The organism is Flavobacterium sp. (assembly GCF_041911335.1).
Classification (GTDB): domain Bacteria; phylum Bacteroidota; class Bacteroidia; order Flavobacteriales; family Flavobacteriaceae; genus Flavobacterium.
On the sequence record NZ_JAYRPD010000037.1, the window covers coordinates 1 to 20,821 of the forward strand.

Annotated in this window: 22 protein-coding genes and 1 tRNA gene; 12 read left to right on the forward strand and 11 right to left on the reverse strand. The window is 32.8% G+C overall.

Translation table 11 applies throughout. The features are described 5' to 3' along the window. The first annotated feature begins 156 nt into the window (after window positions 1–156). Window positions 157–702, forward strand: a complete 546-nt coding sequence (locus ACE3PD_RS05410; RefSeq protein WP_374400313.1) for a hypothetical protein — start codon at window positions 157–159, stop codon at window positions 700–702. A gap of 120 nt (window positions 703–822) precedes the next feature. Here the strand turns inward: ACE3PD_RS05410 and scpA are convergent, their stop codons facing one another. From scpA to udk, 6 genes are all read right to left on the reverse strand, one after another. Further along, window positions 823–2,949: a methylmalonyl-CoA mutase gene (scpA, locus tag ACE3PD_RS05415; protein WP_374400315.1), complete on the reverse strand. Its 2,127-nt coding sequence runs from the start codon at window positions 2,947–2,949 to the stop codon at window positions 823–825. An 11-nt stretch (window positions 2,950–2,960) separates the two neighbouring features. After that, window positions 2,961–3,254, reverse strand: coding sequence for a type II toxin-antitoxin system RelE/ParE family toxin (locus tag ACE3PD_RS05420; protein WP_374400318.1), 294 nt, complete (start codon window positions 3,252–3,254; stop codon window positions 2,961–2,963). Beyond that, the gene (locus ACE3PD_RS05425) at window positions 3,244–3,477 is read right to left on the reverse strand and encodes a hypothetical protein (RefSeq protein ID WP_374400321.1); all 234 of its coding nucleotides are present in this window, start codon (window positions 3,475–3,477) and stop codon (window positions 3,244–3,246) included. The genes ACE3PD_RS05420 and ACE3PD_RS05425 overlap by 11 nt, the downstream gene beginning before the upstream one ends. A gap of 237 nt (window positions 3,478–3,714) precedes the next feature. Further along, window positions 3,715–5,076 carry a methylmalonyl-CoA mutase subunit beta gene (locus ACE3PD_RS05430; RefSeq protein ID WP_374400323.1) on the reverse strand — a complete coding sequence of 454 codons (1,362 nt, stop codon included), beginning with the start codon at window positions 5,074–5,076 and terminating at the stop codon, window positions 3,715–3,717. Between the two features lie 11 nt (window positions 5,077–5,087). Then, entirely contained in the window at window positions 5,088–5,441 is a 354-nt protein-coding gene (locus tag ACE3PD_RS05435; protein ID WP_111567699.1) for a septum formation initiator family protein, read from the reverse strand. Continuing rightward, entirely contained in the window at window positions 5,441–6,049 is a 609-nt protein-coding gene (udk, locus tag ACE3PD_RS05440; RefSeq protein WP_374400326.1) for a uridine kinase, read from the reverse strand. Before udk ends, ACE3PD_RS05435 begins: the two co-directional genes overlap by 1 nt. A gap of 191 nt (window positions 6,050–6,240) precedes the next feature. Here udk and ACE3PD_RS05445 point away from each other — a divergent pair. Further along, window positions 6,241–6,315, forward strand: a tRNA-Pro gene (locus tag ACE3PD_RS05445). Window positions 6,316–6,448: 133 nt separating this feature from the next. Continuing rightward, entirely contained in the window at window positions 6,449–7,396 is a 948-nt protein-coding gene (gene trxB / locus ACE3PD_RS05450) for a thioredoxin-disulfide reductase (RefSeq protein WP_374400328.1), read from the forward strand. A gap of 44 nt (window positions 7,397–7,440) precedes the next feature. Here trxB and ACE3PD_RS05455 read toward each other — a convergent pair whose 3' ends face one another. From ACE3PD_RS05455 to ACE3PD_RS05470, 4 genes are all read right to left on the reverse strand, one after another. Next, window positions 7,441–8,277, reverse strand: a complete 837-nt coding sequence (locus ACE3PD_RS05455; RefSeq protein ID WP_374400330.1) for a GIN domain-containing protein — start codon at window positions 8,275–8,277, stop codon at window positions 7,441–7,443. A gap of 285 nt (window positions 8,278–8,562) precedes the next feature. Beyond that, entirely contained in the window at window positions 8,563–9,288 is a 726-nt protein-coding gene (locus ACE3PD_RS05460; protein ID WP_374400333.1) for a head GIN domain-containing protein, read from the reverse strand. A gap of 5 nt (window positions 9,289–9,293) precedes the next feature. After that, entirely contained in the window at window positions 9,294–11,081 is a 1,788-nt protein-coding gene (locus tag ACE3PD_RS05465) for a PspC domain-containing protein (protein WP_374400335.1), read from the reverse strand. A gap of 5 nt (window positions 11,082–11,086) precedes the next feature. Then, window positions 11,087–11,416: a PadR family transcriptional regulator gene (locus ACE3PD_RS05470; RefSeq protein WP_026724567.1), complete on the reverse strand. Its 330-nt coding sequence runs from the start codon at window positions 11,414–11,416 to the stop codon at window positions 11,087–11,089. Between the two features lie 234 nt (window positions 11,417–11,650). On the opposite strand from ACE3PD_RS05470, the gene ACE3PD_RS05475 reads away from it, so the two are divergent. Together ACE3PD_RS05475 and ACE3PD_RS05480 are read left to right on the forward strand one after the other, a co-directional pair. Further along, entirely contained in the window at window positions 11,651–12,106 is a 456-nt protein-coding gene (locus ACE3PD_RS05475; RefSeq protein ID WP_374400337.1) for a DUF4442 domain-containing protein, read from the forward strand. 112 nt (window positions 12,107–12,218) lie between these two features. Beyond that, window positions 12,219–13,124 (forward strand): TIGR01777 family oxidoreductase, encoded by a 906-nt coding sequence (locus tag ACE3PD_RS05480; protein ID WP_374400339.1) that lies wholly within the window; start codon window positions 12,219–12,221, stop codon window positions 13,122–13,124. Window positions 13,125–13,154: 30 nt separating this feature from the next. Here the strand turns inward: ACE3PD_RS05480 and ACE3PD_RS05485 are convergent, their stop codons facing one another. Further along, the gene (locus tag ACE3PD_RS05485) at window positions 13,155–13,820 is read right to left on the reverse strand and encodes a YceI family protein (RefSeq protein ID WP_374400341.1); all 666 of its coding nucleotides are present in this window, start codon (window positions 13,818–13,820) and stop codon (window positions 13,155–13,157) included. A 153-nt stretch (window positions 13,821–13,973) separates the two neighbouring features. Between ACE3PD_RS05485 and ACE3PD_RS05490 the strand changes: the two genes are divergently transcribed. The 7 genes from ACE3PD_RS05490 to ACE3PD_RS05520 all read left to right on the forward strand — a co-directional run bounded on the left by ACE3PD_RS05490 (window position 13,974) and on the right by ACE3PD_RS05520 (window position 20,793). Beyond that, window positions 13,974–14,537: a nucleotide exchange factor GrpE gene (locus tag ACE3PD_RS05490; RefSeq protein ID WP_374400344.1), complete on the forward strand. Its 564-nt coding sequence runs from the start codon at window positions 13,974–13,976 to the stop codon at window positions 14,535–14,537. 55 nt (window positions 14,538–14,592) lie between these two features. Beyond that, the gene (gene dnaJ, locus ACE3PD_RS05495) at window positions 14,593–15,711 is read left to right on the forward strand and encodes a molecular chaperone DnaJ (protein ID WP_026724571.1); all 1,119 of its coding nucleotides are present in this window, start codon (window positions 14,593–14,595) and stop codon (window positions 15,709–15,711) included. A 163-nt stretch (window positions 15,712–15,874) separates the two neighbouring features. Further along, entirely contained in the window at window positions 15,875–16,795 is a 921-nt protein-coding gene (locus ACE3PD_RS05500; RefSeq protein ID WP_194094845.1) for an ABC transporter ATP-binding protein, read from the forward strand. Window positions 16,796–16,797: 2 nt separating this feature from the next. Continuing rightward, entirely contained in the window at window positions 16,798–18,096 is a 1,299-nt protein-coding gene (locus ACE3PD_RS05505) for an ABC transporter permease (protein WP_374400346.1), read from the forward strand. A 3-nt stretch (window positions 18,097–18,099) separates the two neighbouring features. Beyond that, window positions 18,100–18,936 (forward strand): mechanosensitive ion channel family protein, encoded by an 837-nt coding sequence (locus tag ACE3PD_RS05510; protein WP_374400348.1) that lies wholly within the window; start codon window positions 18,100–18,102, stop codon window positions 18,934–18,936. 2 nt (window positions 18,937–18,938) lie between these two features. Continuing rightward, entirely contained in the window at window positions 18,939–20,102 is a 1,164-nt protein-coding gene (locus ACE3PD_RS05515) for a sigma-54-dependent transcriptional regulator (RefSeq protein WP_374400350.1), read from the forward strand. A 76-nt stretch (window positions 20,103–20,178) separates the two neighbouring features. Then, window positions 20,179–20,793: a DEAD/DEAH box helicase gene (locus tag ACE3PD_RS05520; protein WP_374400352.1), complete on the forward strand. Its 615-nt coding sequence runs from the start codon at window positions 20,179–20,181 to the stop codon at window positions 20,791–20,793. Window positions 20,794–20,821 lie beyond the last annotated feature (28 nt).

Here is a 20,821-nt window from a genome sequence, read left to right on the forward strand (position 1 = left end):
TGATAATATTTGCCCAAGTATAGGTTTATTTGTATTTTTGGAACGCCTGAAGAGTGACATGTTTGAAAATTTTTGAAAGTTTTTTCAAAATAAATCATTCTCAGGCACTTTTAAAAATTAAACTTTCGGACGGTAGTGATAGTTATCCTAACACCGATGGAAATTGAACGAGAAAAAGTACTAAACGCTTTAGCTCGAATTCCCAATTTGAATCATACTTACGAAGTAATCGTTTCTGGAATTGGTCGTGAAAGTACGGCTAAGGCGATGATGCATTTGCCACCACACGATGTTTGTGTGTTAATGGGTTTTGCAGCTGTAGTAGGAAAAGAAGCCCATTTACCCGATTATTTGCATTTAGGAAAACCTATCGAAATTACCAATGCTTCGTTATATGGTTACGAAGGTGGCTTGTTTGAAAACGGAAAACCCATAATCACCGAAAAGCCAAAGCTAAATTTACCTTGCTTGTCTTCCTTAACTTCCGATAAGTTTGTACGAACAACCGATTTAGCCGAAAAAACAGTGGTAAATATGGAAGATTATACTTTTAAATATTTGAAAAAACCACAAGATTTTATCGTGCGCATCATCTCCGATTTTTTACCTCACGAAACCGAAATCGACTTTTTTGAAGAAGTGAAAAGTATTGATTTTTTGGAGGGTGTGATGGCGGTTGTTGATTATTTGGAACGCAGATAATACGAATTCGCCAAGGCGAAACGATGATTTTACAGGTTTTATAAAAAGAAAACACCAACATTGCTGCTGGTGTTTTTTATTTTTAGTTGCTGAAACGAGTTCAGCATGACAAGTCTTTATTTACTCCTCCAATAAAACCTCCAATATCGTAATCGCAGCATCGCTAATTTTAGTTCCAGGACCAAAAACCGCTACTGCTCCGGCATCGAATAAGAATTGGTAGTCTTGTGCTGGGATTACTCCACCCACAATTACCATAATATCTTCTCTTCCGTATTTTTTTAGTTCTTCAATCACTTGTGGTACTAAGGTTTTGTGTCCCGCTGCTAATGAAGAAACACCTAAAATGTGTACGTCGTTTTCTACCGCTTGTTTCGCAGCTTCTTGTGGTGTTTGGAATAATGGACCAATGTCAACGTCAAAACCTACGTCGGCATAACCTGTTGCTACTACTTTTGCACCACGATCGTGACCGTCTTGTCCCATTTTCGCAATCATAATACGAGGACGACGCCCTTCTTTCTTCGCGAAAGCATCGGCTAATTGTTTTGCTTTTTCAAAACTTTCGTCGTTTTTAATTTCTTTACTGTACACGCCGCTAAAACTTCTAATTTGTGCTTTATATCTTCCGAAAACTACTTCTAAAGCATCACTAATTTCGCCTAATGTAGCTCTGTTTCGTGCTGCTTCTACTGCTAAAGATAGTAAATTTTCACCACCATTTTTAGCGCTATCGGTTAATTTTGCTAAACATTCGGCAACTTTAGCGTTATCACGAGTGGCTTTAATTTGCTCTAAACGTTCAATTTGTTGTTTGCGCACCATTTGGTTATCCACATCCAAAATATGTAATGGATCTTCTTTTTCCAAACGGTATTTGTTCACCCCAACAATAATATCTTGACTACTGTCTATACGAGCTTGTTTGCGCGCTGCAGCTTCTTCAATTCGTAGTTTTGGAATTCCAGCTTCAATGGCTTTTGTCATGCCGCCTAATTCTTCTACTTCTTCAATTAAAGCCCAAGCTTTTTCAGCAATTTCAGCTGTTAAACTTTCTACATAATAACTTCCTGCCCAAGGGTCAACCGTTTTGCAAATTTTGGTTTCTTCTTGTAAAAAGATTTGGGTATTACGAGCAATTCGTGCTGAGAAATCGGTTGGTAAAGCAATGGCTTCGTCCAAAGCATTGGTATGTAACGATTGAGTTCCTCCAAAAGCTGCTGCGGCTGCTTCAATAGCAGTTCGAGCTACGTTATTAAAAGGATCTTGCTCGGTTAAACTCCAACCCGAAGTTTGGCAATGCGTTCTTAAAGCCAATGATTTTTCGTCTTTTGGGTTGAATTGTTTCAATAGTTTTGCCCAAAGCATACGACCAGCACGCATTTTCGCAATTTCCATAAAATGATTCATTCCAATTGCCCAGAAAAACGAGAGGCGAGGAGCGAAAGTGTCAATGTCCATTCCTGCTGCTAAACCTGTTCGAATGTATTCCAAACCATCTGCTAAAGTGTACGCTAATTCAATATCAGCTGTAGCTCCCGCTTCTTGCATGTGGTAACCCGAAATTGAAATCGAGTTGAATTTTGGCATGTTTTTACTCGTATATTCGAAAATATCGGCAATAATTTTCATCGAAGGCGTAGGTGGATAAATATAAGTATTACGCACCATGAATTCCTTCAAAATGTCATTCTGAATCGTTCCTGATAATAGGTTAGGAGCAACGCCTTGTTCTTCCGCAGCCACGATGTAGAATGCCATAATAGGTAAAACCGCACCATTCATCGTCATTGAAACTGACATTTCCCCTAACGGAATTTGGTCGAAAAGTACTTTCATATCTTCCACCGAGTCAATCGCAACTCCCGCTTTTCCAACGTCACCCACTACTCGTTCGTGGTCAGAATCGTAACCTCTGTGTGTTGCTAAATCGAAGGCAACTGAAAGTCCTTTTTGTCCGGCCGCTAAGTTTCTTCTGTAAAAAGCGTTACTTTCTTCCGCAGTTGAAAATCCCGCATATTGACGAATCGTCCAAGGTCTGCGAACGTACATAGTCGCGTATGGTCCGCGTAAATTGGGTGCAAAACCAGCTCCAAAACCAAGATGTTCTAAATCGGAAATATCTTCTTTAGAATAGGTTGGTTTTAACTCGATGTTTTCGGCGGTGGTGAAATGGTCAGAAGTAGTACTTTTCACTTTTGCCTTTTCACTTTTGCCTAATTCTAAATGTTGTATATCTTTTCTCATTGCTTGTGCAATTAAAATAATTTGTTGATTTTACTGTCTCTCGATGTGTGAAAAACAGCTTTAATCACTATTGTTTCATTATCAATACTAAAATGAATTAGGTAAGGGAAAGTTCTCAGTAAAACTACTCGAACTTCATCATATCTAATTTGGTATTGAAATGGATTTTCTTTTATTTGTTTAACACTATTATTAAAAGAATTGGCAAATCTTTTTGAAAGTATTGGATTGATGTTTTTATACCAAGTGATACTTTCACGAACATCAGATTTGGCTTCTTCTAAAATTATAATCTTAAAGTTCATCTCCAATCTCTTTTAAAAAATCCTCGTAATCTGTTGCGCTTTTTGGATTTTTCAAATAGTTTTTAGTTCGTTCTCTAACTTCATCAATTTGCCATTGCGGAATTTGATATTCCTTGGAAGTTGGAAGAATAATCACTTCTACTTCTACTGCATTGAAATCTTCAGGTAAAGTAATGTTTACTTGATGATTTTTTACTTTTACAAATCTTCTAATTGCTTCCATGGTGTTCTTTTTCTGAAAGTTTATAAACTTTAATGATTAACATGATTTCTTTATTCTTATAATCGACTAACTAAAACATAAAATAGAACAAAAATAAATGGGCTCAATGCTGTAATTAAACCAATTATTACGTAAAATTTAGCTTTTTTTTGTGTTGTGTCTTTGTTTAGTAGTGATATTCCGTAACCAGCTACTAAAAGCCCAATTATAAATAATATTGTTGAAAATCCTATCATCTTATTCCGAAGATAATCGTTCTTGTTCTAATTTTTCAGCCAAACGTTTTTCGATAATTGGTGTGATTAGCGTTTTTCTGGCGTTTTGTTTTACGAAAGGATACAATTCCAAATCGTTTTTCATTTGGTCGTTTTTGTTTGGATACTTGTTGGTTCCTAATAAAACTTCTTTTCCTGAATCGAAAAGTTCTTGTTCTTTTTGAGCGCTTTCGTTGATTTTTCTTTGAATTGTTCCATCGATTAATTGCGAAATCAGTCCGCCATTTTTCTCGATGTCTTTGAATAATTCTAAAGCTTTTTCGGCTAATTGTTCTGTTAAAGTTTCAATGTAATAAGCACCATCTGCAGGATTATTCACTTTGTCAAAATAACTTTCGTGTTTTAAAACTAATAATTGGTTTCTTGAAATTCTATCGCCAAACTCATTGTCTTTGTGATAGATAGCATCATAAGCTAAATTGGCAACAGCATCAGCTCCACCAAGAATTGCACTCATACATTCCGTAGTCGTACGCAACATGTTCACATTGTAATCGTATAAGGTTTTGTTACGTTTTGTTGGAGTTGCGATGATATGACAATCGAAATTCTGATTGTATTCTGATGCTAATGTGTTGAATAATATTCGTAAGGCTCTTAGTTTTGCAATTTCGAAAAAGTAATTTGTTCCAACAGCAACTTCAATCGTAATCGGTTGGTTGATAGCTGGAATTCTGTTAAAATATTCGTTTGCGTTTGCTAAAGTGTAAGCCAATTGTTGTACGATATTCGCACCTGCATTTTGATAAATTCCGCTTGAAATAGTTAGAAATGGAATCGTTGTTTTTGAAGCAATTGCATTTAGTTTTTCGAAATCCTTTTCAAGATTTTCAAACCAATTGCCATCTTTTACTAATTGTCCTATTGGGTCATTTTGAATAAAGATGTTTGCTTTACTTTTTAAAGCAAATTCATTGATTTTATTCGAAAATTCAACAGAAAGAAATGGTAAATTAAAATAATAATTCACATTTTCTAACGGAAGATTTTGCATCAATTCTTCAATGGAAACGGCATCATTTTCTAAAGTGAAACGAATACTTTCAGCTCCTCTTTGTAATGTTTCTAGCGCACGAGCATTCGATTTTTTCACATCGTGAACAAAAATATTTTGAACAATTGCAAAAGGTTTTGTTGGAACAATGGCATCAAGATTTACTTCGGTTTCATCATTATGATAAAACGGTTTTACTTTAATACCTTCTGGACTTTCCCAAACTAAAGTTTCGTTGTAATCAGCACCTTTTAGTTCGTATTGAATTTGTTGCTTCCATTGTTTAGAAGAAACGGCTTCAAAATCGGAAAATAAATTGTTGTTAGCCACGAATTATGTATTTAATTGTTACTAGTTGTTTTTTCGGCAGCAGCTTTTTTTTCGTCTTCAAACTCGATGATGTAGATGTCTTCGTTATCACGTTTCATGTAATACTTTTCGCGAGCGTATTTTTCTACACGATCATCGTTTTTCAACTCTTTGATTTTTATGCTGTCTTTTTTGATTTCAGTTTTATAGTACTGAATATTATCTTCAATTTCTTCAATTTCCTTGTCCAAAACGCGATGTTCTAAATAAGAGTAATTGTCGAAAAAAAGCATCCAAACAGAAAAAAGAATTAATACCAAAACGTAGCGGTTCATTACGAACGCTAAAAACGGATATTTGGCAATTAAATTCTTGATTTTGTTCATTATGCGATTCTTTGATTAATTACGGCACGCACTACGTCGATAGCTACCGTATTGTATTTGTCATTCGGAATAATGATATCAGCAAAAGCTTTTGTAGGCTCTATGAATTGTTCGTGCATAGGTTTTAAAGTAGTTTGATAACGATTCAAAACTTCTTCCATATCACGACCACGTTCTGCAATGTCGCGTTTTAAACGACGAATTAATCTTTCGTCAGAATCCGCATGAACGTATACTTTAATGTCAAACATGTCTCTTAATTCAGGATTAGTTAGAATTAAGATACCTTCTACAATCATTACTTTTCTTGGATGGGTTAAAATCTTGTCATCTGTTCTATCGTGAGTTACGAATGAATAAACCGGTTGTTCAATGGTTTTTCCTGCTTTTAAATCTTTAAGATGTGCTACTAACAATTCAAAGTCAATTGCTCTAGGATGATCGAAATTGATTTTAGTACGCTCTTCATAACTTAAATGATGCGTTTCCTTGTAATAGGAGTCCTGAGAAATGATACCTACTTCAGTAGCAGGTAACTCATTCATAATCTGATGAACAACTGTTGTCTTTCCACTTCCGGTGCCTCCGGCAATTCCAATAATTAGCATATAAAAGGTTGTCTTGTTTAATTTTAGCAAAAATAACAATAATATTCTAAGTGTTTTTTGTTTTTGGTTAGAAAGTTTAGGGAATAAATGCTAAAAAAATATAGGTTGAAAAGAGGAGAAAATTTATTTTAAAAAAAGAATGGATTTATTTGGAACAAGAGAAATTAGTTCTATATTTGCACTCACAAATTCGGGGTGTAGCGTAGCCCGGTTATCGCGCCTGCTTTGGGAGCAGGAGGCCGCAGGTTCGAATCCTGCCACCCCGACAAAACCTTCTTGAAATCTCAGGAAGGTTTTTTTATTGTCAAAAATTATACATTTATAATTAAAACTAATCTAATTTTAAGAAATAGTTTTAATTAAAAACTTACATTTGCTATTCTTAAAAGATTAAAAGTTATGTCAGATACAATCGAAAAAGTAAAATGTTTAATTATAGGTTCTGGTCCAGCAGGTTATACTGCGGCTATATATGCAGCTAGAGCTAATATGAATCCTGTTTTATATCAAGGGCAACAACCAGGCGGTCAGTTAACAACAACCAATGAAGTAGAAAATTTTCCGGGATATCCAGAAGGTGTAACCGGACCAGAAATGATGGTGCAGTTACAAGAGCAAGCAAAACGTTTTGGTTCCGATATTCGTGATGGATGGGTTACAAAAGTTGATTTTTCTGGACCTATTCATAGAGTTTGGATTAACGATACGATTGAAATCCACGCAGAAACGGTAATTATTTCTACTGGAGCATCGGCTAAATATTTAGGATTAGAATCGGAACAACATTATTTAAAATTAGGTGGTGGTGTTTCAGCTTGTGCTGTTTGTGATGGATTTTTCTATAGAAATCAAGAAGTCGTAATTGTTGGAGCAGGAGATAGCGCGTGTGAAGAAGCACATTACCTGTCTAAATTATGTAAAAAAGTAACAATGTTAGTTCGTAGCGATAAATTTAGAGCTTCTAAAATTATGGCAGAGCGTGTACAAAAAACAGAGAACATCGAAATTTTAATGCACACCGAAACAGAAGAAGTTTTAGGTGACGGACAAGTAGTTACTGGGGTAAAAGTTAAAAACAGAGCTACCGGAGAAACAAAAGAAATTCCAGCAACTGGATTTTTCGTAGCCATCGGTCACAAACCAAACACCGATATTTTTGCAGATTACATTACGCTAGACGAAACAGGTTACATAGTAAATGTACCAGGAAGTTCTAAAACGAATGTACCAGGTGTATTTGTAGCAGGTGATGCAGCAGATCACGTATATCGTCAAGCAATTACGGCTGCGGGAACAGGTTGTATGGCAGCTTTAGATGCGGAACGTTATTTAGCGGCGAAAGAGTAATTTTGATAGAAATAAAAAAATCCGACAATTTTGTCGGATTTTTTTTATTTCTCTTTTTTATACAAAGTGGCGTTATTCAAAAATTTAGTTATCTGAATTTTTGATTCCCCTAATAATTCTGTTTCTGTTTTTCCTGAAGCAACTAAATTAAGAGTGTTTGTTACATTAATAGAGCTCTTAGCATAACTTTCGATAGATAATTCTAGAGTAGCAATTACTAGTTTTTTTGCAATTAATACGGCATAATTATCTAATCTCATTTTAGCATTGTTTACGTTTCCTTCTATTGTTGCCTGACTTTTTTGATACATGTCAAGTTTTAATTCAGGAGAAGTTACTAATGCTTTTAATTCAGCATTTTTGCTTAACTCTATCGAAGTATTGTCAGCTTTTGCATTGATTTCTGCTTCCGATTTATCGTTTAGAACTAAAGCAAAATAATTGGCTTTAACGTTAAGGAAAGATTTCGAATAATCATAATTTTTGATGGTGATATTTTCCAACTCTAAATCAGCTAAGGCTTTAATGGAGCTTTCGTTTTTAGCTGTGATTAGTTTTAATTCAGAAGTGTAATTGATTCGTAAAGCAAATTTTTTGAAACCTGATGCTTCTCTTAAAGAAGAAACTCTTAATGTTCCACCTGCTACTTCATAGTTGATGATTTCATGAAGGTTGTCATCAGCTTCAATTTCTAAGGATGGTTTTTCTGATTTTACTAAGAAAACTTCAAAATTATCATTGATTTCAATGTTTTCAAAAAATGGAATTTCTTTAACTGAAACCGTTACGATTTTTGAACCTTTTATTTTTTCTTTTTTTTGTGCTACAGCAATTGTAGTAAGAAATAAAAAAGTAAAAAGTAATGCTATTTTTTTTGTCATTTTATGATGATTTGATATCACAAACATACACAAAATTTGTTCCAAATTTCATTTTTTGAAGATTAGAAGTTCAATCTTTATGAAATTTAGTAAATAAAAAAGCACCAGTTTTAACTGATGCTTTAGTATTATATAATGGATTCGATAAGACTTACTATCAAAGTAAAAACAAATTCTACGACTTGAATTATTAGCTTAATCATGAGAGTTGAATTTTAGTTTGTGCTTGTAAAATTATAAAATGCTTAAAATAAAGCTGTTAATTAAATACTAATTATTTGTTAATTAGTTAAGGCTCACACTTCCTCCAGAAGTTTCTTCCTTGATTACTTTTTTTGGTTCTTTAATGTAATCAATTGAACTTCCACTTGAAGCTTTCGCGTTTAATAATACAATTGGATTTACGGTTGTGTTACTTCCGCTTGTTGATTGTGCTGTAATTTCGTTTGCAGCTAAGTCTTTTGCATCTATTTCACTTCCGCTTGACGATTTAGTATCTAAAGTTAATGCTTTACCGCTCACTTTAATTTCACTTCCGCTTGTAGATTCGCAACTTACTTTTTCGTATTCTAAATCGGCTTGAATGGTGCTACCACTACTGGTTTTTAAAGCTAAGCTTGTTCCACTTAACTTATTAATTGTTTTGATGCTCGCACCGCTAGATGATTCTAATCCTTCAATAGTTTTGGTTTTTACACGAACAATAGCGCTTTCCATGGTGTTGATGTTTCCGTCAATTTTTACAATCAAAGTTCCGTTTTCAACTCTAGTAACGATGTATTTCATTAAATTATCGTCAACTTCCACTTCCACTTCTGAAGGAGATCCTTGTTCCAAAATAACTTCCACACCAGTACTTGCCTGTATTTTTGTAAAAGGAGTTTCGATGTTTCTTTTTTCAGTGACAACATTTCCGCTTCCGTCAATACCATCAATTAAATTCAAATTGCCATTGCACGAGGTTATTGATAATGTAAGTAAGAGAACAATTAATTTTAAAGTTGTCTTCATAACTATTACTTTTTAGAGTTGTTGATTTCGTTTATAACTTCTTTTTTTATGCTATCTAATTTCACTTTTTTAGTAGCAGTGATTTTTTCTTCGGTACTTTTTACTACACCATTTTCCTCTTTGTTAACTACTTTCTTTACCAAAACACCATTTTCGTCATAGTAAATAGAAGCAGAAGTGTCATCTGTTTCAATTTTAATGCTTAATTCATCATTGCTTTCAGATTCTAAACAATTCAAACATCTAATTTTATCAGAGTCTACTTGGTAAACTGGATTTTTCGTATCATATTCATTTTCGTCGAAAAAGTCGTAATCGCTTCTATCGTAATTGCTATAACTTTCGTCAGTTTGGAAGATAGTTCCTTTTGGTAAGTACAAATAAATTTCAACTTCTTGACCTCTAAATTTGTTTTCTACTGCGGTTAACAAATAATTATCTAAAACGATTGTGTTTCCTTCGATTTTGTAATTGTACTTAATTTTTTCAGCTCTTTTCTTTGCTTGAGAAGTAGATTTTCCATTGGCTAATTTCTCTATTAACATATAAGGTGTTGCTTCATCTGTATACTTAATTTCAATAGAAACATTATTCGAATAAATGATTTCATTATCACCTTCATCTTGTGTTATTTTAAAATCGTGATGTCTGTAATTGTTTTTCGAATAAAAATCATTGTTCTTGAATTTGATTTTTAAAGTATCAGTTGGCGCAATGGCAATCATTTCTTTTTGAACCGATTTTCCGTCAAAAGCTAATTGAGACGCTTCGTTAATAATTATTGAAGCTATTATTCCAATTATAATAATCCAAACTGCTAACAAGCTGTATTTTAAATAATTTCCTAAAGATTTTAAATTATTGACTATTAGTTTTAATCCTAAAATTAAAAAGAAAAATAAAGGGATTCCTGCTCCTAATAATAATAACAAACCTTGTGCCCAAAGAGGTGTTTCTAAACCAATTGGAGTTTGAATGTTGTTTAAAATATAATGTTCAGGCATTGTTGATGAAAATAACATAATGATGCTAATAATAACAACAAATAATAATGTAAAACCAGAAATAAAAACTATAAAAGTTCCTATTATTTTTGCAAATACTTTGAAAATTGTGGTAATAACTTCTTCAATAGTAGAACCAATTCTAGTAGCTCCAGATTTAGCTGTGTTTGCGATTTTCTCATGATCGATATTACTAAACTTAGAAGTAATATCGTCAAAACCTTCCTTTACTTTTTTTTCGATGTTTGAGATGGTTATCGGTTCGCCTTTCATTTCTAATTTTTGAGTTGTGGTAACCGCTTCTGGAACTAAAATCCATAATACGATGTAAACAAATAACCCAGTTCCAAATCCAAAGAATAAAATAACCATGATGATACGTAACCATAAGGTATCAATACCTAGATAATGTCCTAAACCAGCCATTACACCACCAAGCATTCCATTTTCTTTATCACGATACAATCTTTTTGATGGATAATAGAAATTTGTTGAAGAAGAACTAGATTGATATGTTGATTTCTCGTCATCAATTTTGTAATCTTCAGGTTGTCCCATTATTGAAATTACTTCTTCAATTTCAGTTAATCCTACAACTTGTTTGTCGTTTTTTAAACGCTCTTGGAAAAGTTCGGCAATGCGACTTTCTATATCTTTCATGATTTCGTCTCTTCCATCAGCCGAAAGCGAACGTTTCACCGCATCAAAATAACGCGATAATTTTTGATAGGCATCTTCGTCGATGTGAAAGAAAAATCCTCCTAAATTTATACTTATTGTTTTGTTCATGACTTTTAGTTTTGACTTGTTATTATGTTTACTGCATCTGATAATTCTTTCCAGGTGCCATTTAATTCTTGTAAAAATTCTTTGCCTTCATCGGTTAAACCGTAATATTTTCTTGGTGGTCCCGATGTGGATTCTTCCCAACGATAATTTAATAATCCATCGTTTTTTAGCCTTGTTAGAAGTGGGTAAACGGTGCCTTCCACAACTAGTAATTTAGCATTTTTTAGCGTATCCAATATTTCAGAAGTATATGCATCTTTTTCTTTTAAGACTGATAAGATACAGAATTCTAAAACACCTTTTCGCATTTGTGCTTTAGTGTTTTCAATGTTCATAATTCCCCTTGTTTTTTTTAATTAAACTGTTCATTTTTTGATTCTTTTTGCTTGCGCAGTGATTGATTTGATGATTGAAAATTAGATTACCTATTATTTTCTTATACAAAGATAAGTCTAAAAGCAGGTATTATGTTACGCATAGTACTAATATTTAACAAAAATTTAACAAATAAAAAAAATAGTAGGAATGCATAGTATTTTTTGTATTTTTACAAAATAAATCAATGAGTTATGGAGTTTACACCATCAAAATTAAATGCTTTTATGTTTTTCAAATTACCTTCTGCTTTTTGGAGTGGGGTAAGAGTAAAGTCAATTTCACCAGAAGTTTGTGAGGTTACTGTAAAACATCGTTGGTTTAACCAAAACCCATTTAACTCCATGTATTTTGCTGTGCAAGCTATGGCTGCCGAGTTTACAACTGGAGCATTAGTCATGTTTCAAATCAAGCAAAGTGGGAAAAGTATATCAATGTTAGTAGCTCAAAATAAAAGTGTTTTTACAAAAAAAGCAACTGGAAGAATTACGTTTACTTGTAATCAAGGTAGCTTAATTAAAGAAACCATCCAAAAAGCAATTGATTCGAATGAAGGGCAAACCATTTGGTTGACTTCTATAGGTAAAAACGAAAAAGGTGAACAAGTTTCTGAAATGCAATTTGAGTGGACAATTAAAGTAAGAGCTTAGCAGTTTTAATTCTAAACTTTCAGTTACTAACTTAAAACTAATCCTAAACATAAGTTAATTAACTTTCATTACTTATTTTTTGATAGTAAATTTGAAGAAAAAGGAAAAGAAAATGAAGGTTTTAATTACAGGAGCTACTGGATTAGTCGGACAAGAATTGGTAAGTTTATTACTTCAAAACGGATTTACCGTTCATTATTTGTCGACTTCAAAATCTAAGTTAGTTTCACAAAATAATTACAAAGGTTTTTATTGGAATCCCAAAACATCTGAAATCGATTTAAACGCTTTAACAGATGTTGAGGTGATTGTGCATTTGGCTGGAGCTTCGGTTGCAAAAAAATGGACATCTTCTTACAAAGAAGAAATAATTGAAAGTAGAGTTTTATCTACAAGATTGCTTTATAAAACACTTCAAAAGAATTCGCATCAAGTAAAACAGATTGTTTCAGCTTCTGCAATTGGAATTTATCCAGATGATTTAAATTACATTTATCATGAAACTGATAATAAGGTAGATAATTCGTTTTTAGGAAATGTAGTGCAACAATGGGAAGAAGAAGTCAATCAATTTGAAAAGTTACAAATTAATGTAGCAAAAATTAGAATTGGAATTGTACTTGCTAAAAAAGGAGGAGCGCTTCAAGAAATGGTAAAACCAATTAAAATGGGAGTTGGTGCTGCTTTTGGTTCGGGATTACAATATCAATCATGGATTCATATTCAAGATTTAGTAGGTATTTTTCAATTCGTAATTCAAAACCAACTTTCTGGAGTTTTTAATGGAGTTGCGCCTTATCCAGTTACGAATGCTGAATTAACAAAAGCGATTGCTAAAACTTTAGGAAAACCATTGTTTTTACCAAATATTCCGCAGTTTGTAATGAAACTTATTCTTGGTGAAATGCACCAAATTCTATTTTCGAGTCAGCATGTGAGTTGTAGAAAGCTACTCGATTTGAAATACCAATTCAAATTCGCTTCTCTAGACAAAGCTTTGAATGATTTACTAAAATAAAAAAACCGCCATTTTTTGGCGGTTTTTGTTTTATTGTTTTGTTGCTTTTAATTTCACAACTAATTCAATTTCATCATTTACAAACTTATCTTTTAAATCATCAAAAATCGATTTTGAAGCATAGTTTACATTCCAATGTGTTCTATTAATTTGGAAAGAATCTGAAGTTAATGTCATGTTGTTTCCTTCATACGCAACAGTTGCTGGAAAACTAACTGGTTTTGTAATGCCTTTTAAAGTTAAATTTCCGTTTACAGTAGCTTTTCCGTTTGCAGAAGTGATAGAAGTAATTTCGAACATTCCTTCTGGAAATTTACTTACGTTGAAGAAATGATCTTCTCCTTCTTTATCGCCAGTTCCTTTTAAATGTGCTTCTAAATCTTCTTTTCCGTCACCTGCTTTTAAATCAGTAACCACAATCGAATTCATGTCGATTACAAATTTTCCACTTTGAATGCTATCATTCTTAACCGCAACTTCTCCCGATTTCAAATTAATAGTTCCGTTGTGTTTTCCTGCTGGTTTAGAACCAATCCATTCAATAACTGAAGTTTTTGTGTCAACTACATAAGTTGTACTTTCTGCAGATGCTGTTGCAACTTCTCCGGCTTCACCATTTTCATTTTTTTCTCCTTTACAAGCTACATTCATTGAAATAGTAGCTAAAACGAATAAACTTAAAATGCTTTTTTTCATGTTATAATTTTTTTAGTTGTTACAAATTTAATTCTTAACTTTTTTAAACTGTCTTAAAAAGTTGCTAAAATTTATCTTTCAACAATTTTGCTGACAATTTGACATTTTTCAACTTTTGGCAATACATTTGCAATCCCATTTACTAAAGTAAAAATGTTTAAAAAAATATTCAAAAATATGAGTCAAGAAAGTACTGAAAACATCGAAAAGGATAACATTAATGAAGAAAATGTTTCAGAAAATCAAGGAATTCCAACACCAGAATTATCGGTAGAAGAGCAATTGCAAGAAGAATTAAGCAATGAAAAAGATAAATTTTTACGTCTTTTTGCTGAATTCGAAAATTATAAAAGAAGAACTGCTAAAGAGCGTTTGGATTTATTTAAAACGGCTAACCAAGAAGTATTACAAGCTATGTTACCTGTTTTAGATGATTTCGATAGAGCTTGGGCACAAATTTCAAATTCAGGTGATGAAGCTTTGGTAAAAGGTGTTCAATTGATTCATGACAAATTGAAATCGACTTTAGTTGCTAAAGGATTAGAAGAGGTTGAAGTTAAAGCGGGAGATGCTTTTGATGTTGATTTTGCAGAAGCTATTACCCAAATTCCAGCACCAAACGATAAATTGAAAGGTAAAATTGTTGATGTAATTGAAAAAGGATACAAATTAGGTGACAAAATCATCCGTTTCCCAAAAGTAGTTGTCGGACAATAATTTTACTGTAGAAACGTGATTCGTCGCGTTTTAATCAATATTATAATATTTTAAAATGAAAAAAGATTTTTACGAAATATTAGGCATTTCAAAAAATGCTACAGCCGAAGAAATAAAGAAAGCCTATCGCAAGAAAGCAATTGAGTTTCATCCTGACAAAAATCCAGGTAATAAAGAAGCAGAAGAAAAGTTCAAAGAAGCAGCTGAAGCTTATGAGGTTTTAAGCGATGCCAATAAAAAAGCAAAATACGATCAATACGGTCACCAAGCTTTTGATGGTGGTGGATTTGGTGGTGGTCATCACATGAACATGGATGATATCTTCAGTCAATTTGGTGATATTTTTGGTGGTGCTTTTGGTGGTGGCGGATTTTCAGGATTTGGCGGTGGCGGTGGTCAACGCAGAGTAAAAGGAAGTAACCTTCGTATCAAAGTAAAATTAACTTTGGAAGAGATTGCTAATGGAGTTGAAAAGAAAGTCAAAGTAAAACGTAAAGTTCAAGCTTCTGGTGTAACGTATAGAAGTTGTCCAACTTGTAATGGTTCTGGACAAATTATGAAAGTTGCTAATACCATTTTAGGTAGAATGCAAACTGCAACAACTTGTCATACTTGTAGTGGTTCTGGTCAAATTTTAGATCAAAAACCTGCTGGAGCTGATGCACAAGGAATGTTGTTGGAAGACGATACGGTTTCAATCAAAATTCCAGCTGGAGTAGTAGATGGAATGCAATTAAAAGTGGCTGGAAAAGGTAACGAAGCGCCAGGAACAAATAGTATTCCAGGAGATTTAATCGTGGCCATTGAAGAAATCGAACACGAATCTTTAAAACGTGAAGGCGAAAATTTACATTATGATTTATACATCAGTTTTGCTGAAGCAGCATTAGGAGTTTCTAAAGAAATTGATACTGTTTCTGGAAAAGTTCGTATTAAATTAGAAGAAGGAATTCAATCGGGTAAAATTCTTCGTTTAAAAGGAAAAGGAATTCCAAGTTTAAATTCTTATGGAAATGGAGATTTATTAGTTCATGTAAATGTTTGGACACCAAAAACCTTAAACAAAGAACAAAAGCAATTTTTTGAGAAAATGCTTACAGATGAAAACTTTATTCCAAAACCAGAAAAGTCAGACAAATCTTTTTTTGAAAAAGTTAAAGATATGTTTTCATAATTAAATAAATATTAATACATTTGAAACTCACTTTCTTAGGAGAGTGAGTTTTTCTTTTTCATAGCAATTTTTCCCATCCTTTAGCAATAAAGGGTGGGTTTTTTTTGTAACAAAATCCGTATATTTACTACTTATAAATAAAACAAATTCATACTTTTTACATATGAGCAATATTCTCGAAGTACAAAACGTAGTGAAACAATATGGTGATTATACCGCTCTAAATAATGTTTCGCTTCAAGTTCCAAAAGGTAGTATTTACGGACTTTTAGGTCCTAATGGTGCTGGAAAAACCTCTTTAATTCGTATTATCAATCAAATTACAATGCCAGATAGCGGTGTTGTCTTTTTAGATGGTGAAAAGTTAAATCCAGAACATGTAAAACACATTGGATACATGCCCGAAGAGCGCGGTCTATATAAAACCATGAAAGTCGGCGAGCAATGTTTGTATTTGGCCCAACTAAAAGGAATGCCCGAAGCAGAAGCTAAAAAACAATTAAAATATTGGTTCGAAAAGTTCGAAATTCAAGGTTGGTGGGACAAGAAAATTCAGGAACTTTCTAAAGGTATGGCGCAAAAAATTCAGTTTATTGTAACGGTTTTGCACCAACCTAAATTACTGATTTTAGACGAACCATTTTCAGGTTTTGACCCAGTTAATGCCAACTTAATTAAAGATGAAATCATCGAATTAAATAAAAAAGGAACTTCTGTAATTTTCTCTACACACCGAATGGAATCGGTAGAAGAAATGTGTGATTATATTGCGTTAATTCACAAATCAAACAAATTAATCGAAGGGAAATTAGATGATGTAAAACGTCAACATCGTACAAATATTTACCAAGTTGGAATTTTAACGAATAATATTGAAGGTTTAATGGTGAGTTTAACTCAGAAATTTACCATTGGGCAAACCAACTTCAAGTCGTTAAATGACGATTTGAAATTAGAAGTTCATTTAGAAAATCATTCTTCAAATGAATTAATTTCCATTTTAACTCAATTTGGTCAAGTGACTCATTTTATGGAAAAAATTCCAACAGTTAACGATATATTTATTCAAACCGTAAGTCAATAATCATGAGCGTATTATCTTTAATTATCAAGAGAGAATTTATTGCAAAAGTGCGCAATAAATCATTTATCGTAATGACTTTTTTAGGTCCGTTATTGATTGTGGGAATGACCTTTTTAATTGCGTATTTATCAAGTGTAAATAAAGGCGATATTAAAACAATTGGAGTTCACGATAGAGCCAATATATTTGTCAACGATTTCAAAAATTCAGAAGATATTAAATATGTGAATCTTTCCAATTTGTCTTACGATAAGGCAAAAGATTCGGCAAGTAACGCTTTTGAAGGATTAATTTATGTGCCAGAAGTTCAGAATGTAGAAGAATTGGCAACCAAAACAACTTATATTTCAGATGATAGTCCGAAAATGGATTTTCTTATGAATTTGCAACGCACTATTGATGCGAAATTAAATAGAGAAAACCTTAACAAATTAGGTTTTGATGCCGAAAAAATTGAAAAAGCGAAAATTAAATCGGAAGTACAATTTGCAAAGTTTTCAGGAGAAGATGGGTTGAAATTCTTAAATGAAATTAAAATTGCTATTGGTTTCGCTTTCGGATATTTAATTATGATGTTCATTATTATCTACGGAAACATGGTAATGCGAAGTGTTATTGAAGAGAAAACGAATCGTATTATTGAAATCATCATTTCTTCGGTAAAACCATTTCAATTGATGATGGGAAAAATCATAGGAACTTCATTAGCAGGAATTCTTCAATTCTTAATTTGGATTGTACTTGGAGTGGTTTTGATGTTTTCGTTATCGGCTGTTTTTGGAAGCCAACAAGAAGCCGTTGCAACTGCTCAAGTTACAGCAGAGCAAGCAGAAGTTGCTATGAGTTTTATGGATAAATTACAACTTTACATTGCTGAAATTCCAGTAACATCGATATTAATTGGTTTTGTGATTTTCTTTATTGGAGGTTACTTTTTATACAGTTCATTTTATGCGGCTATTGGTGCCGCTGTAGATTCTGAAACCGATTCACAACAGTTTTTAATGCCAATTTTAATGCCGTTAATGTTGGCGGTTTATGTTGGTTTTTTAACTGTAATGAATGATCCTCATGGAACCGTTGCAGTAGTGTTTTCTTTAATCCCATTAACCTCGCCAATTGTTATGTTAATGCGAATTCCATTTGGAGTGCCATTATGGCAATTAGCACTTTCTGTAGTTTTATTGTACGGAACGTTTATCTTTGTAGTCTGGTTTGCATCAAAAATCTACAGAGTTGGTATTTTAATGTACGGAAAAAAGCCAACTTGGAAGGAATTATATAAATGGTTGAAATACTAATACATGTTAAAGCAAATAACAGAAATATTAAAATTTAAGTTAATCGATACTAAATCAATTGATTTTACGGTTGCTAATATTTTAGTTTTGGTATTTGCTTTAATTTTTACATCTATAATACTTAAACTTATTCGGAAAGTAGTTACAAGAAAGCTTTCTACAGAAGATAAGAACAAATTTATTAGTGTATTTCAATTTGCAAAGTATGTTATTTATGTTTTAGTTTTCATTTTTATTTTGCATTCAAGCGGAATAAATATGAATGTATTTATAACTGCTTCAGCAGCTTTATTTGTTGGAATTGGATTTGCATTGCAAACTTTTTTTCAAGATATAATTTCTGGTATTTTAATGATTTTAGATCAATCATTGCATGTAGGAGATATTATCGAAGTTGATGGAAAAGTAGGTCAAGTAAAAGAAATTAAATTAAGAACAACGAGAGTTGTTACACGAAATGATAGAGTTATGATTATTCCAAATCATAAATTTATGATTGAAACGTTATTCAATTGGACTCAAAATAATTCCACTAATAGAGAAAATGTAACTATTGGTGTAGCTTATGGAAGTGATGTAAATTTGGTAAAACAAATTTTAATAAATTGCGCTAAAAGCACAGAAGGAGTTATTTTACCAGAATCGATAGCAGTTTTGTTTGAAGATTTTGCAGACTCATCATTAAATTTTGCTGTTTATTTTCATGTCGATAATGGTATGAATAGTCCAAGGATACAAAGTGATATTCGATTTAAAATCGACCAAGAATTTAGGAAAAATAATATTCAAATACCTTTTCCTCAAAGGGATGTTCGTATAGTTACAAGTAAAGAAAACTAAAAATGTCAAAAATATTAGTTATAGAAGACGAAGCAGCAATTCGAAGAGTATTGGTAAAAATACTTTCCGAAGAAAATGATTCGTATAAAGTTGAAGAAGCAGAAGATGGTTTGCAAGGAGTTGAAAAAGTCAAAAATGAAGATTATGACTTAATTCTTTGCGACATCAAAATGCCAAAAATGGATGGTGTTGAGGTATTGGAAGCTGTAAAAAAAATAAAGCCAGAAATCCCAATGGTCATGATTTCAGGTCATGGCGATTTAGAAACGGCTATTAATACAATGCGCTTGGGTGCTTTTGATTATATTTCAAAACCACCCGATTTGAATCGTTTATTAAACACGGTCCGAAATGCGCTAGATAGAAAACAGTTAGTAGTAGAGAACAAAATCTTGAAAAAGAAAGTTTCTAAAAACTACGAAATGATTGGTAATAGCGAAGCAATTAATCATATTAAAACGATGATTGATAAAGTTGCTCCAACAGATGCTCGTGTATTGATTACTGGTCCAAATGGAACTGGAAAAGAGTTGGTAGCACATCAACTTCATGAAAGAAGCGAACGTGCATCTGCTCCCATTATCGAAGTGAATTGTGCGGCTATTCCGTCTGAATTAATAGAAAGTGAATTATTTGGTCATGTAAAAGGAGCATTTACTTCTGCTGTTAAAGATAGAGCTGGAAAGTTTGAAGCTGCCGATGGTGGAACCATTTTCCTGGATGAGATTGGTGATATGAGTTTGCCTGCTCAAGCAAAAGTGTTACGTGCTTTACAAGAGAATTTAATTCAACGTGTTGGTGCTGATAAAGACATTAAAGTTAATGTTAGAGTTGTGGCAGCAACAAATAAAGATTTGAAAAAAGAAATTGAAGAAGGACGATTCAGAGAAGATTTGTATCATCGTTTAGCGGTTATTTTAATTAAAGTTCCTGCGTTAAATGATAGAAGAGATGATATTCCAGAATTGATTGAGCATTTCGCTTTAAAAATTGCTTCTGAACAAGGAAATACAGCAAAAACATTTTCTAAATCGGCCATCAAATTATTACAAGAATACGATTGGACAGGAAACATTAGAGAATTACGAAATGTAGTGGAGCGTTTAATTATTTTAGGCGGAAACGAAATTTCGGAACAAGATGTGAAACTTTTTGCGAGTAAATAAATTTGGTAAAAGGTAAAAGGTGATGGGTAAAAGGTTACCTATTGCCCTTTACCCTTTACCCATTACCATAAAAAAAATGCAATTAAAAAAAATAAATCCCAACCTTCAGAAAGCACTTATTGAAAACGATTTAATCGAAGCTAATGAGTTGCAACAAGAAACATTTTCAACCATTAAAAGTGGTGTAGATGCTGTTATTCAAGCACCTTATGGTTCTGGAAAAACCACTACTATTTTGATGAATGTTATTCAGAAAATGGAAAAGCCAGTTGGTGAAAGTACACGCGCTTTAATTCTAGTTCAAGACAAAGAAAAAGTATTGGAAGCGGTTGAAATGTTCAAGAAACTAAATCGTTATAACAATTTAAGAGTTTTTGGTGTTCACGAAAAAGGGGATATCGATTACGATAAAAACCAAATTTCTTTAGGAATGGATGTATTGATTGGAACGCCAATTCGTATCAACGAAATGTTCTCATCAGCAGGATTCAATATGACTACCATTAAAATGTTTGTAGTTGATGATGTTGAAGAAATGTTGCGTAAACGAGAAGATTCCATCATTCAAAGACTTTCTATGAGTGCAGAAAAAACCCAACGATTATTTTTCTGTTCTCAAATTACAGAAAGAGTGGAAGTTTTAGCGGATAGAATAATGATTGAACCGCTTTTCTTTGAAATGGAAGATTAAAATAAAAAACGCCTGAATTATTTCAGGC

Bases quoted from the DNA above. Each gene is read 5' to 3' on its own strand.
- ACE3PD_RS05410 (WP_374400313.1), top strand. From the start codon at position 157: ATGGAAATTGAACGAGAAAAAGTACTAAACGCTTTAGCTCGAATTCCC.
- scpA (WP_374400315.1), bottom strand. From the start codon at position 2,949: ATGAGAAAAGATATACAACATTTAGAATTAGGCAAAAGTGAAAAGGCA.
- ACE3PD_RS05420 (WP_374400318.1), bottom strand. From the start codon at position 3,254: ATGAACTTTAAGATTATAATTTTAGAAGAAGCCAAATCTGATGTTCGT.
- ACE3PD_RS05425 (WP_374400321.1), bottom strand. From the start codon at position 3,477: ATGGAAGCAATTAGAAGATTTGTAAAAGTAAAAAATCATCAAGTAAAC.
- ACE3PD_RS05435 (WP_111567699.1), bottom strand. From the start codon at position 5,441: ATGAACAAAATCAAGAATTTAATTGCCAAATATCCGTTTTTAGCGTTC.
- udk (WP_374400326.1), bottom strand. From the start codon at position 6,049: ATGCTAATTATTGGAATTGCCGGAGGCACCGGAAGTGGAAAGACAACA.
- trxB (WP_374400328.1), top strand. From the start codon at position 6,449: ATGTCAGATACAATCGAAAAAGTAAAATGTTTAATTATAGGTTCTGGT.
- ACE3PD_RS05455 (WP_374400330.1), bottom strand. From the start codon at position 8,277: ATGACAAAAAAAATAGCATTACTTTTTACTTTTTTATTTCTTACTACA.
- ACE3PD_RS05460 (WP_374400333.1), bottom strand. From the start codon at position 9,288: ATGAAGACAACTTTAAAATTAATTGTTCTCTTACTTACATTATCAATA.
- ACE3PD_RS05465 (WP_374400335.1), bottom strand. From the start codon at position 11,081: ATGAACAAAACAATAAGTATAAATTTAGGAGGATTTTTCTTTCACATC.
- ACE3PD_RS05470 (WP_026724567.1), bottom strand. From the start codon at position 11,416: ATGAACATTGAAAACACTAAAGCACAAATGCGAAAAGGTGTTTTAGAA.
- ACE3PD_RS05475 (WP_374400337.1), top strand. From the start codon at position 11,651: ATGGAGTTTACACCATCAAAATTAAATGCTTTTATGTTTTTCAAATTA.
- ACE3PD_RS05480 (WP_374400339.1), top strand. From the start codon at position 12,219: ATGAAGGTTTTAATTACAGGAGCTACTGGATTAGTCGGACAAGAATTG.
- ACE3PD_RS05485 (WP_374400341.1), bottom strand. From the start codon at position 13,820: ATGAAAAAAAGCATTTTAAGTTTATTCGTTTTAGCTACTATTTCAATG.
- ACE3PD_RS05490 (WP_374400344.1), top strand. From the start codon at position 13,974: ATGTTTAAAAAAATATTCAAAAATATGAGTCAAGAAAGTACTGAAAAC.
- dnaJ (WP_026724571.1), top strand. From the start codon at position 14,593: ATGAAAAAAGATTTTTACGAAATATTAGGCATTTCAAAAAATGCTACA.
- ACE3PD_RS05500 (WP_194094845.1), top strand. From the start codon at position 15,875: ATGAGCAATATTCTCGAAGTACAAAACGTAGTGAAACAATATGGTGAT.
- ACE3PD_RS05505 (WP_374400346.1), top strand. From the start codon at position 16,798: ATGAGCGTATTATCTTTAATTATCAAGAGAGAATTTATTGCAAAAGTG.
- ACE3PD_RS05510 (WP_374400348.1), top strand. From the start codon at position 18,100: ATGTTAAAGCAAATAACAGAAATATTAAAATTTAAGTTAATCGATACT.
- ACE3PD_RS05515 (WP_374400350.1), top strand. From the start codon at position 18,939: ATGTCAAAAATATTAGTTATAGAAGACGAAGCAGCAATTCGAAGAGTA.
- ACE3PD_RS05520 (WP_374400352.1), top strand. From the start codon at position 20,179: ATGCAATTAAAAAAAATAAATCCCAACCTTCAGAAAGCACTTATTGAA.